This is a genomic window from Litoribacterium kuwaitense, from assembly GCF_011058155.1.
Classification (GTDB): domain Bacteria; phylum Bacillota; class Bacilli; order Bacillales; family DSM-28697; genus Litoribacterium; species Litoribacterium kuwaitense.
Map to the genome: position 1 here is coordinate 1 of NZ_JAALFC010000007.1, position 12,467 is coordinate 12,467.

The 12,467-nt window shown below is 45.3% G+C and carries 10 protein-coding genes and 1 pseudogene; 5 read left to right on the top strand and 6 right to left on the bottom strand.

What is annotated here, in order from left to right; all coding sequences use genetic code 11:
• The first annotated feature begins 155 nt into the window (after positions 1-155).
• Positions 156-440 (top strand): DUF6568 family protein, encoded by a 285-nt coding sequence (locus tag G4V62_RS06280; RefSeq protein ID WP_246218289.1) that lies wholly within the window; start codon positions 156-158, stop codon positions 438-440.
• A gap of 895 nt (positions 441-1,335) precedes the next feature.
• Here G4V62_RS06280 and G4V62_RS06285 read toward each other — a convergent pair.
• Together G4V62_RS06285 and G4V62_RS06290 are read right to left on the bottom strand one after the other, a co-directional pair.
• Entirely contained in the window at positions 1,336-1,782 is a 447-nt protein-coding gene (locus tag G4V62_RS06285; protein WP_165200315.1) for a hypothetical protein, read from the bottom strand.
• A complete protein-coding gene (locus G4V62_RS06290) occupies positions 1,779-2,189 on the bottom strand; it encodes a hypothetical protein (RefSeq protein ID WP_165200317.1) in 411 nt (136 codons plus the stop codon). Before G4V62_RS06290 ends, G4V62_RS06285 begins: the two co-directional genes overlap by 4 nt.
• A gap of 78 nt (positions 2,190-2,267) precedes the next feature.
• Between G4V62_RS06290 and G4V62_RS06295 the strand changes: the two genes are divergently transcribed.
• Entirely contained in the window at positions 2,268-2,996 is a 729-nt protein-coding gene (locus G4V62_RS06295; protein WP_165200319.1) for an AAA family ATPase, read from the top strand.
• Here G4V62_RS06295 and G4V62_RS06300 read toward each other — a convergent pair.
• From G4V62_RS06300 to G4V62_RS06315, 4 genes and pseudogenes are all read right to left on the bottom strand, one after another.
• Positions 2,991-4,142: a 1-deoxy-D-xylulose-5-phosphate reductoisomerase gene (locus tag G4V62_RS06300; RefSeq protein WP_165200321.1), complete on the bottom strand. Its 1,152-nt coding sequence runs from the start codon at positions 4,140-4,142 to the stop codon at positions 2,991-2,993. The two genes, G4V62_RS06295 and G4V62_RS06300, sit on opposite strands and share 6 nt — an antisense overlap.
• Before the next feature lie 521 nt (positions 4,143-4,663).
• Positions 4,664-6,117, bottom strand: a pseudogene (locus G4V62_RS06305) (catalase).
• 312 nt (positions 6,118-6,429) lie between these two features.
• Positions 6,430-8,349 (bottom strand): amidase family protein, encoded by a 1,920-nt coding sequence (locus tag G4V62_RS06310; RefSeq protein WP_165200323.1) that lies wholly within the window; start codon positions 8,347-8,349, stop codon positions 6,430-6,432.
• A 169-nt stretch (positions 8,350-8,518) separates the two neighbouring features.
• The gene (locus G4V62_RS06315; protein ID WP_246218290.1) at positions 8,519-9,835 is read right to left on the bottom strand and encodes an alpha-L-fucosidase; all 1,317 of its coding nucleotides are present in this window, start codon (positions 9,833-9,835) and stop codon (positions 8,519-8,521) included.
• 161 nt (positions 9,836-9,996) lie between these two features.
• Here G4V62_RS06315 and G4V62_RS06320 point away from each other — a divergent pair, with 161 nt between their 5' ends.
• The 3 genes from G4V62_RS06320 to lipM all read left to right on the top strand — a co-directional run bounded on the left by G4V62_RS06320 (position 9,997) and on the right by lipM (position 12,465).
• Positions 9,997-10,476, top strand: coding sequence for a glutathione peroxidase (locus G4V62_RS06320; RefSeq protein ID WP_165200325.1), 480 nt, complete (start codon positions 9,997-9,999; stop codon positions 10,474-10,476).
• A 450-nt stretch (positions 10,477-10,926) separates the two neighbouring features.
• Entirely contained in the window at positions 10,927-11,418 is a 492-nt protein-coding gene (locus G4V62_RS06325; protein WP_165200327.1) for a 2-thiouracil desulfurase family protein, read from the top strand.
• Between the two features lie 234 nt (positions 11,419-11,652).
• Positions 11,653-12,465 carry an octanoyltransferase LipM gene (gene lipM / locus G4V62_RS06330; RefSeq protein WP_165200329.1) on the top strand — a complete coding sequence of 271 codons (813 nt, stop codon included), beginning with the start codon at positions 11,653-11,655 and terminating at the stop codon, positions 12,463-12,465.
• Positions 12,466-12,467 lie beyond the last annotated feature (2 nt).

Consider the following 12,467-nt stretch of genomic DNA (forward strand, 5'->3'; position numbering starts at 1 on the left):
TTTCGTCGACTACCATTATACAGAATTTGGGGAGGTACTTCCTTTTTTATGTCTCGGAAGCCTTGCGTGGCAAGACCTTAGAATTATGAAATTCATTCACTTATGAAGAAATTGTAGCCCGTTTTACTATCATTGATTTTGCTAAAGCTCAGGAATTGGTCATTGGAGAAGGCGAAGCCGTTATCTATATTGGCAAGGCTGTATGTCCTTATTGTCAAATATTCGTTAAAAAACTTAAAAAAGTTGCTGAAGAAACGGATACCCTTATCTATTATGTCAATAGTGCTGAAGAGTCTGATTGGGAAGGTATTACAGCCTTCCGAAATGAATATGACATTCCAACGGTTCCTGGTCTAATCTATACGAATAGTGACATAGTAAATGTGAAATGCGATTCATCGATGCCAGAAGAAGAAATTAAAGCCTTTATAAATAAGTAATTCAATTCAAGTGTCTACCATATTCAGCTTATCGGCAAATATTCTGAGAGTATAATAAGATAAATCATGTTACCCGATTGTAGACTAAATAAACAACTTTTTTGTTACACCCTAAATAGCGTTTAGCTACCGGGTGGAACAAGCCAATTTAAAAATCATGGCATCCACATACTTTGGTGGATGCCACTAACCTTTATACTAAATATACACTTTGTCGTTTGTTCGTTTGTTATGCTACCTTCAGCTTGAGAGGAATTCTTTCCTCCTCTTGTAGTACCTCGACGTCTACTCATAACCATCACCTCGTCAGACATATATAAGCGCTTCCTTTCATGTGAAAGAATACCAGCCTTCGGATGTTACACTCGAGAAAGGCTTTATATCAAAGAAAAAGCGCTGAGCATCTCGTAGATAATTAGAGATCTCAGCGTTCTAATATTTGTCCGTCGTCTCATTTTATACGTGTCAATCATAGCATGTAAAACACAGCCGCTGTACATGCCAAATTTAAATAACCTGCCAGATGAAAGCCCTACCTCTCTTCCATCACTCGCAACTCCGTAGCTGCTCCAGTTTTAAAAGGTTCTTTCGTTATTCCGATCATCGCTTACCTTATCAGGGTTTATACACAATGGGGAGGGGATTGTGCAGTCGTATTCTGAAGAAGATTATATGGGGAAAAGCCATGCGGATATTGACAACGAACAATTATAATCATACGAAACTTATTGGCTAATGTCAAATTTGTTATAGTGCAGTGCTTCTGTGTAACGTTGCATTAGCATAGTCCAAATCGATTAGCCTGATGAAAATCCACATAAATATTGCACTAGCAGAAAGCCTATGCTTGTAGCAACGAGGATGTCGTAGCTTTACGACATCCTAAAAACGACCTCTATATCGTCTTTACTAAAGCAAGCACATCTTCAACAAATTGCCTACGTTCTGTTTCATTTTCTTTTTGTCCTTGGTCTATAAAGCGCGCCTGGATTAGACGGGGTTCGGGTTGAATGAACAGCATATTCCCTTCTTCGTCAACCAATTCATCATAAGCTCCTTTTGAGGTCCAGCCCAGCACTGACGCCTGCTCATCTTTAGTGGCGTGCAAATCTTCCAGATGCTTGCGGAGTCCGGCTGAAAAAACTGCGTCATCACCACTCAGATAACATTCACACCAGCGAAGAGCGTCTTGCGGTGTCGTGCGGAAACATTGGCCTTCATCTCTGTCGTCTGTCATAGAATCCCATCCTGTATGCGCTAAACCTAATGGTGTAAACAACTGCTCCTTAAGATAAACGTCGACCGTATCACCGCTCATGGCTTCAACCAGCCAGGCCATCATATCTTCAGGGCACCAGCGCTCTGGTCCGATCGCGAGCGGTGCCTTGCCAGTGGCGAGGTGACGAAAGCTAATACCGCCGAGCTGAGGCTGAGGGATGTCATGTAAAAAGGGTATACCGGCATATCTAGCGGTACACCTTCCTCTGTAGCTACCATGAGCATCGCCAAAGCGACAAACTGTTTTTCTAAGCCTGGCATAGCCCATCTCGAGTTCATACTCAATTCGACCTGTTCAGATCCTTGCAGCAAGTGAGCTTGCTGTTCGCCTTGTTTGAGGCAGAGGATTGCTTTTGCTGCGCCTGTTCGCTTTTTTACATCATCTAGCTTCGCTTTGATTTCCTTCAATGGTGCATTCTCCTTTCCGTAATCATTCGCTCCAAAAGAAAAAACGGCAATGACCTCATTCAAGTTTCAACATATTTCTGCTATACTACCGGTAACCGAACATACTATCGGTTTTGATGATCATGAAAAGCAGGTGATAATATGTCATTAAAAAGCCTTTATATTCTTCACGATCAAATTCCCAACACAAATGACTATCCCTTTTCTATTCCAGCAATTCGCCGCCTTGATGAACTTCATTTAGATCAGCCTGTGACGTGTTTTGTTGGTGAAAACGGCTCAGGAAAGTCTACTTTGCTTGAAGCCATTGCCGATAAAGCCGGATTTAACACGGCAGGAGGCGGCGCAGGTCACGTGTACGATGTGCATCGTTCCGAGGCAAGTCTCGGAGATTACATCAGACTCTCTTGGCTACCAAAGCATACACGTGGCTTCTTCTTGCGCGCAGAGAGTTTTTATCACTTTGCCAGTTATATTGACCAAGACCCTGACCTTTTAGCTATGCAATACGGCAACCGCTCACTTTTATCTCAATCGCACGGAGAAAGCTTTATGCGCATGTTCACCGAAAAGTTTAGCGGCAAATCGCTGTTTTTGCTTGACGAGCCAGAAGCCGCCCTTTCGCCACAACGACAGCTTGCCCTGCTGAGAATTATGAAAGACTTAACGGAGGAAGGCTCACAATTTATTATCGCGACTCATTCACCGATTCTGCTAGGCTATCCTGATGCGGTCATATACAATTTTGATGCCGAACCAGTCGCGCCGATTGCATACGAAGAAACAGATCACGTAAACATCACGCATGCCTTTATTACTCGAAGGCAGACACTGCTTGACGAACTTTTTACTGAGGATGACGAATCATAGTCCCTGCTGAATAAACACTTCCGCAGTACGGACAGCTTCTAGATCGGCAGATAAAATGTCTTCCAGCGTTGGCGAAGTGATATTTGTGTGCTTTTCCATGACGTGAGCAATGGTTTTTTCAATGTCTAAAAACCCGATTTTCCCTTCACGGAAGCGAGCATTGGCAACTTCGTTCGCCCCGTTTAAAGCGGCAGGCAACGTGCCACCTGCTTTCCCCGCCTCATAAGCATAGGCAAGACACGGAAAACGCTCCATATCAGGGGCTGCAAAGTGCATCGTCGCAACCTCACGCCAATCCAGCCGTTTAAAATCACTTTTGAGTCGACGCGGATGATGCAGGGCATACTGAATAGCGACGCGCATATCAGGGGCACCGAGCTGCGCCATCATGGATCCATCGTGATATTCAACAACGGAATGAATGAGACTCTCTTCATGGACAAGCACGTCAATCCGCTCATAAGGAACATTAAATAGCCAGTGCGCTTCCATCACCTCAAAGCCTTTATTCATGAGCGTTGCACTGTCGATGGTAATTTTAGCGCCCATTTCCCAATTCGGATGTTTTAACGCATCGGCAGCTGTGAGAGCAGCCATCTCCTCTCTCGTGTTGTGGCGAAATGCCCCGCCAGATGCAGTGATGATGAGTCGCTCCACATCTTCAAGCGATTGACCAGACAATGCCTGAAAAATGGCTGAATGCTCGCTGTCAACCGGAATGAGCTGACTGCCGTGCGTCCTGGCAATCTCCGTCACCAATTCGCCTGCGGCAACAAGCGTTTCTTTATTCGCAATGACGACGTCTTTTCCTGCTTTTAACGCTTCAATCGTCGGTAAAATGCCTGCCGATCCAATGACAGCCATGACGACGATGTCAGCTCCGCTATCAACCGCTACCTCTAGCAATCCTTCGTCCCCATACGAGATCGAAATATCGTGAATATCCCCCTGTAACATGTCTCGGTGCGTTTTCGAGTAAATCGCCGCCTTCTTCGGGCGAAACTCCCCAATTGATTGGCGAAGCTCCTCCACTCGGCTTTGTGCCGTTAATCCAACAACCTCAAACTCCTCAGGATGCTGACGAATGACATCAAGCGCCTGCGTTCCTATTGAACCCGTCGCACCAATAATCGCAACCTTTTTCAATCCTTTTCCCCCTCTGACCTCTATCGATATGTAAAAAAACGATGCCGACAATAGCACCTAAGAGCGCAAGCCATTTCAAATGATCCGTAGACTAGAAAACGACGAGCAGACTACGTGCTTCCAAAAAGAAACGAAGCTTGCCGGTAAAAAGAAAACACAGCGACGAGGGACACACACGAAAACTCGACGCTCATTTTCAGCAAGTCACAATAAATCTATATTTAAAGGCTTCATTTGTAACCTCAAACGAACATGTCGGTTGCTTAACATCGCTCAACCTTAACCGACTCAAACGACCTACACCACTGAAGTCATAAGCATGATCGGCTCTTTGATAAACTACAGTGCCGTCATTCTCTTCTTTCATTTTGCTTACAATAGGTTCAATATATCATAAGTTCAAACTGCGTTCATACCTCTAAGGACGTCCAGCTCCTATTCAATAGTTGCATCGGCTAGTTTACAAGTGATTCCCAAATCAAAAAAACGGCAAAGCTTTTACTTTGCCGCCTTTCTTACATTTATGATGGAATATATGCTGAGATATCCACTCCTGCTTTTTCAGCAAGCTTCTTCCCAAGCTCTTCATCAGCCCGATAAAAGTTACAAATGGCGAGAAGTACAACCTTCTCATCTTTAATTTGACTGAAGTCACCAGAGATATTTTTAATCACCTGTTCTTTCACTTCATCGCTATAGCTTCGCCAAATGCGGCCAGCCTGACCAAACTCATCGATTTTTTCTATTGCCTGACGACCTGCCATCCCTTCGATCGGCTGAGATTCGTCTCGAGCTCACCTGTTTCCTTAGGACTATTTTCGTCGCCATTCGGCTCATAGTTGATTGGATTGGTCTGCTGTTTAAACGGCATATGCCCATCCCGCTGGTTATTCGCTACTTGTGCAAACGGACAGTTAATCGGCAGTTGCAAATAATTTGTGCCGATCCGGTAACGCTGTGTATCTGAGTAAGAGAACAAACGACCTTGCAGCAGCTTGTCTTCTGAAGGCAGCATTCCTGGGACGAGGACACCTGGGTTAAAGCCGACAGATTCTGTTTCTGCAAATACGTTCTCCGGATTGCGATTCAACGTCATTTCTCCGACTTTTTCGTAAGGAATATCCTCTTCCAGCCAGTCTTTCGTCGCATCAAGCGGATCGAAAGTGAATTGATCGAGCTGATCAGGACGAAGCACTTGCACATAAAGCTCCCATTCGGGATAATCCCCACGCTCAATCGCTTCATATAAGTCACGGCTCGCATGGTTAAAATCTTGTGCTTGAATCTCAGCTGCTTCCTCCGTATTTAACGAACGAATGCCCGCTTTCGGCACCCAACGCAGCTTCACATAGACCGTATCTCCATCCTCATTAATCCACTTAAACGAATGGACACTAGAGCCTCTCATTTCACGATAAGATGCTGGAATTCCCTCATCGGTAAACAGATGCAAGAGCATGTTTGTCGATTCAGGAGATTGTCCCATAAAATCCCAATAACGGTTCGGATCTTGGATATTCGTCCGTGGATCAGGCTTTAATGAGTGAATGACATCAGGAAACTTAATGGCATCGCGAATGAAAAACACAGGCAGGTTGTTTCCGACGAAATCATAGTTTCCCTCTTCAGTGTAAAACTTTACAGAAAAACCGCGTGGGTCTCTTAAAGTTTCCGGTGAATGCTGACCGTGAATCACGGTTGAAAAACGAGCAAAGACAGGTGTTTCTTTGCCAACCTCCTGAAGGAATGCCGCTTTTGTATACTTTTTCATACTGTTTGTTACTTTAAAGACCCCATGAGCCCCTGCGCCTCTTGCGTGCACCACACGCTCAGGTACGCGCTCGCGGTCGAAATGCGCCAGCTTCTCAATCAACTGATAATCCTCAAGCAACGCTGGTCCTCTGCGTCCAGCTGTTCTTGAGTTTTGGTTATCTTGAACTGGTGCTCCTTGGTTTGTAGTCATGCGCTTCGTCATTCAATAACGCCTCCTCAATTTATATACAATGTTTATTAATAATAATTATAAATTAATACTGTATATAGTTTAACGATCTAATTTTGTTTCGTCAACTCTTTTGTATACTTTTTCGCGTCTTTTTACTTCTAACGATCTCTTCCCTTTACACACTCTCTTGAACCACACGTTTTCGGTCGGTCGATCATTTGCAGCACACCCGGAACCGACCACAATAATAGGAGCGCTTTTTTGCGTTTTTTGCAGACGAAAAAAGCAGGTCAGGAAAAAATCCAAACCCGCTTAGTAAAGCTTATAGACTGCCCCCTTTCATCAAGGAAGCATTTCCGGTTTTTTACGATGCATCGTCCCTTGCTCGTAGCTATAGGCAAAGCGTATCAAGGTCGGTTCAGCAAATTTCCGTCCCAGCAATTCAATGCCAACGGGTAGCCCCTCATCTGTGAAGCCAGCAGGTACGGTAATTGCTGGAAATCCTGAGAACGAGCTTAACAGAACGTTCGTACCGACCCTTTGCTCTTGACCAATTTTCGCCGGCGGATGAGAAGATGTCGGATACACAAGCGCATCAAGCTCCTGATCAGCCATCGTTGTCAACAAATCTTCCTGCGTCAATTTTGTTCGATACAAAACGATATCTTTATATTCCTTTTCATCTAATGACTTTCGGCTATTTCTCGCTTTAAGTAAGCCTTCAATGGCTGGATCGTAGCTCTCTGCCTCAATAATTTCACCAAGAGATGTGTATGGAGCGTCGTCGCCAAGGGATGTCAAATAATCATTCAACTGAAATTTAAATTCCCATCCACTTAAACTTGAATACGACATGATTTCGTCGAAATGAGGCAGCTTAACAGGGATTACCTCTGCACCAAGCGCCTCTAAATCAGAAACTGCCTCGGTGATGACTTGATTCACCTCTGGCGCGGCGGCATCACCGGTCAGCTGTGTTAATAAGCCGATGCGCGCACCCCGTAGCCCGTCTTCGTCAAGCGCTGTCACGTAGCTCCGCGGAACCTCTTCTTCACTCCACGATGTCACGGGGTCTTCAGGATCGTAACCGGCTGTCACTTCTAAAAGAGCAGCTGCATCCGCGACAGTGCGCGCCATCGGTCCACCTACATCCTGCGTCAGTGCCAAAGGAATGATACCGTCACGACTGGACAGGCCAACAGTCGGACGAATACCGACTAAGCTGTTCATCGACGAGGGTATGCGAATCGATCCACCTGTATCAGATCCAAGTCCAGCGACTGCAAAATTGCCCGCCACTGCCGCGCCTGTGCCTCCGCTCGATCCTCCAGGATACCGGTCAAGCGCATACGGATTTAATGTCTGTCCAGTCATTGAACCGCTCGTCGTATATCCGACCGCAAATTCATGGAGATTCGTCTTCCCTAAAATAATGGCTCCTGCTTTCCTTAAAAGCTCGACTTGATGCGCGTCATCGGGGGGAAGGGAGTCTTCTAAACAGAGGCAACCAGCTGTCGTCGGCATATCAGCTGTGTCAAAATTATCCTTTACGACAACCGGAATACCGTGAAGCGGCCCCCGCGCACCTTTTGTATGTCTTTCCTCATCTAATTGCTTCGCGCGTGCCAAGGCGTTGTCATTTACCGTAATCATTGCATTCAGTGCTGGACCTTGTTTGTCGTACTTCTCAATCCGCTCAAGATAAAAATGAACAAGCTCTGCAGCTGTAAGCTGCTCTTCGTCCATCATTTGCTGAAGCTCAACGACCGATGCTTCCATCAGCTCGTTCGATTTGATCGTTTCCGTATACCGAAGCACGAGCTGTGCAGCCTCACCAAAGGTCATCGGTTGTCCATAGCCAAAAATTTGACTTGATAAGCCTTGCATGACACCTTTTTGCGCCAACGCACCAATTGCACCAGCCGCTTCAGCATCTGGGGGGACATCTGTAAATGGAGCATAGGCATCCGGCCACCCTGTGTGCTGCTGCAACAAAAGTGCAGCGCCTTCCCTCGTCAAAACACCTTCAGGGCGATGGACTGCTGAAAAAGACTGCCCTCTAAGATCACCTTCCATTGTGTTCATCAGAGCCACAAAGTCTTGGACAGTCAGCTTATCATCCGATTGAACGTGACCGTCTACCCAACCGTTTTCTTGTAATGTCTGGAGCGGCTCTTTCGCTTCAACAGACAAGGTCGAGCAAAGCAAAACGACGACGATGAGCATGCCCCATCTCGCTTTCTTCAGGCTAATCCTCTCCATCCTATCGCTCCCTTTCTTTTATTAAAAATAACTACATCATGTCTCTTTCTCTAATTTACCTGTAAACCCTTTTTAAAAGCTTCAGAGGAAAAAACAAAGCACCTTCCATACAGCAAAACAAAGATGTCTGCGATACGAAGGTGCTTCAAGGCAATATTCACTAATCTGTTTACGCATCCTCTTTTAAAAACACTTCAATGACTGGAACTAGCACATCAGGCTTTTGCACTGGCAGCTCAAATGTCACACTCCCAGGGTCCACTTCGGCATCTGTATGGGAATGGGCTTCACTCGGATCATGCTGTTTAAAACGAACTTCGGAGGCGTCATGAAGAAACTGAGCGTAATCGATTTTTCCCTCCAAATGAGGCATATGCAAATGCTTCAAAGGCCACGAGAACAGATGCACGTACACCGTACTGCCACGCTGTGTCAGGCGGCAATCCTCTGGCACAGCGAGCTCACTTCGCCCCGTCCCAACGATCGAGCACTCATGCAGCCTCATCCATTCACCAATCTCAGATAAACTATGCAGCGCTCTCGTCTCAAACTCACCACGACCGTTTGGACCAACATTTAATAGCAGGTTTCCATTTTTTGAAACAGTATCAATCAGCATTTTGACGAGAAGCTCTGGCGACTTAAAATCAAGGTTGTCGCGGTCATATCCCCAGGACCCTGTCAACGTTTGGCAAGCCTCCCAAATGACCGGCACACCATCTCGCGTCGCAGGACCTTTCGGCTGATACTGCTCCGGCGTAACTACACCGCGATCTAAATCCATCCGGTTATTGAATATGAGATCCGGCTGCAATTGCAACGCAAGGCGTTCGAGCTCCTCTGATCCCCAGTCGTCCTTCCCCTTGCCAGTAGACCAGCCCCAATCCTTATCAGGGTAAGAAAAGTCAAACCAAAGATAATCAATTTTACCGTAATTCGTGAGGAGCTCCTTCACTTGCTCGTGTAAATATGTACGGTAATTTGCGATATCAGACTTTCGATGTGCTTTCGCTTCTTCATCTTCACGCAATGGGTGAATACCGTCCAATGGAAAATCTGGATGGTGCCAATCAATAAGAGAATGATAGAATCCGACCTTTAAATCTTGCTCTCGCAGCGCTTCAACAAGCTCAGCGATCGCATCACGCCCGAATGGTGTATTCGTAATTTTATAGTCGGTCAACGCGCTATCCCACATCGCGAATCCTTCATGGTGCTTCGTCGTCACGACAACATACTTCATCCCGGCTTGCTTTGCCGCCTTTGCCCACTTTTTTGCATCATACAAGTCTGGATTAAAATATTTCATATACGTCTTGTACGCTTCAGGCGGCGTTTTCTCCCACGTCATCACCCATTCATGACGCGCCGGAAGCGCATACAAACCCCAATGGATAAATAGCCCGAATCGATCATGCACTAGCCACTCTGGACTCCCGTAATGTGCAGGCCACTGTGCTTTAGCCTCTTTCATCATTTCGTTCATCACATTCACTCCTCATTGATTTGTCTTGTTTAGACATTCATCATTCGACGGAAAATTCCTTTAATTCTAGCAAGGTTGTTCGCATTGCTAAACTTGTAAAGTGATTTCGTCGAAAAAAACGGGTATAGTTGCTAAAAGTACTTTTTAGGAGGACATACGAGATGAATGTACACGATTTTCAGGCAAAAACGATCATGGGCGAAGAAAAGAATTTAGCGGATTACAAAGGCAACGTGCTCGTCATCGTCAATACCGCAAGTAAATGTGGATTCACGCCACAATTTAAAGAGCTTCAAGAGTTGTATGATCAGTATAAAGATCAAGGTCTAGACATTCTCGGATTTCCTTGCAACCAGTTTATGAGCCAAGACCCCGGCACTGAAGAAGACATTCACGAGTTTTGCCAAGTCAACTACGGCGTCACCTTTCAAATGTTTTCAAAAGTAGACGTCAATGGAAAAAATGCTCATCCTTTGTTTCAATATTTAACAAGCCAAAAGTCTGGTATGCTGTCCAAGCAAATCAAATGGAACTTTACGAAATTCCTCGTCGGCAAAGACGGTGAGGTGATTGATCGTTACGCTCCGCAAACGTCTCCCGCTAAAATGGAAAACGATATTCAATCAGCGCTTCAAGCGTAAGTGAACTACTCACCACTTAGCTTCATTTGAAGTGGGAGCTTCTCACTTCCTCGACGAAAGCAACCTTTCGTCTCCATGAGCGTTACTTCGGGAAGTCCCTGCCCTAGATATCCGACGATTCGGAGTTTCTTTCGTACCTTGGATATTTTACGCATGGAAGAATTCGCTTGGTTTTCGCTTGTTTAGTTTCTCCATGCAACCTTCAAAGAACACTTCATAATTTTATGATAACATACGTTCGGTCAATTAGTGCGTCTAAAGACGTACTTGACCGAAAGCCAATTCATCTCCACCTGGGATGTCACCCTTCACACGCTGAAGATGGAGACTTCTTGGCAAAAAACGTTAAAAGCCCTGTCTCTTTAATCAATAAAGAGTCAGGGCTTTCTTTCTCTATTTACCTACACCTTGCCAATACGCTACATTATGTATAGGAAAGGAGCGATCTCGATGATTTTAGTAAGTGCTTGCCTAGCAGGTGTCGCCTGTCGCTACGACGCTTCTCACAAATGGCAAGAAGCCATTCATCAGCTTGTCGACCAGAAAAAAGCGATCATGGCTTGCCCAGAAGTGCTTGGTGGTCTCCCTACTCCCCGACCTCCAGCAGAAATTCACGGAGGAACCGGGGAAGATGTCTTATCAGGAAAAGCTTTCATACGTACGCCAGACGGTCAAGATGTGACGTCTGCCTATTTGTCCGGTGCCTATCAGATGCTTGAGCTTGCACGAAAACACGAAGCATCGTTCGTCGTATTGAAAGAGAATAGCCCTTCATGTGGAAGCTCTTACATTTATAATGGAAACTTCAATGGAACAAAAATGGTCGGCGAAGGTGTGACCTGTGCTTTACTGCGAAAAGAAGGCTTTGCTGTCATGTCTGAAGAGACGTTTATCCATAAGCTCGGTGAAAAAAACTCTTTTTCCGATGAACATGGTCATTAAGAGGAGACACCGCCTGTCAACACCGCATGAACGCCCTCTCATTTCTGCCGGTTACCTTCCTCTATGTTTTTATCATAGTAGTTTCATTTGTTTACTGACTAAATGTTCATTGGAGTAATTCATTTAACATGGTAAAATCTAGACAAACTACTTAAAACGTTCGACTGTTTATCATGTGACTATTGGTAATGTCATGAATTTTAACGGAAGACACTAAAACGAGGAGACGATACTGTGCGTGATACGTGGGGATTTATCGACACCGGAATCCTTGATGCCAAAGTCAATATGGCCATGGACGAAATGCTGCTTCATTGGCATAGTGAAGGGAAAATACCACCCATTTTGCGTTTCTATCAATGGGCTGCGCCGAGCCTGTCAATTGGATATTTTCAAAAGGTCGATAAGGCGATCGATGAGCAAGCCTTAGATCGGTATGGCGTTCCACTCGTTCGGAGGTTAACAGGTGGAAGCGCCGTTTTGCACGATGATGAGCTTACATACAGTATTACCCTTACAGAAGATAAGCCCTACATTCCGGCTTCGGTCGGACAAGCTTATTACATCCTATCCAAGGGCGTTTTTGCAGGCTATGAAAACCTCGGCATGTCTGTCGAATATGCAGAAACGAAAAAATTTGATAAAAACCGCTCAGCCGTCTGTTTTGAAAAGCCAGCACTGTACGAATTAATGGCCAACGGAAAGAAAATCTCTGGAAATGCCCAAACGCGTCAAAAAGGCGTTCTCCTTCAACACGGTTCGATTCCGCGCACCATTGATCGTACGATGCTGTTCGACCTATTCAAGTTTTCAAACGAGCGCGTTCGCGAAAGAAGCAGAAAATCGTTCGACCAAAAAGCAACGACCATTCATCAAGAACTTGGTCAGTCTGTATCAGTCGACGCCATGAAAACAGCCTTTAAAAAAGGATTTGAAACAGGTGTCAATATTGAGCTCGTTCCTTTTGAATTAACGAGCGAGCAATGGGCTGAAGTCTATCAGCTGGCAGAAGAAAAATACGGTTCACTAGAGTGGAACTTTATATAATA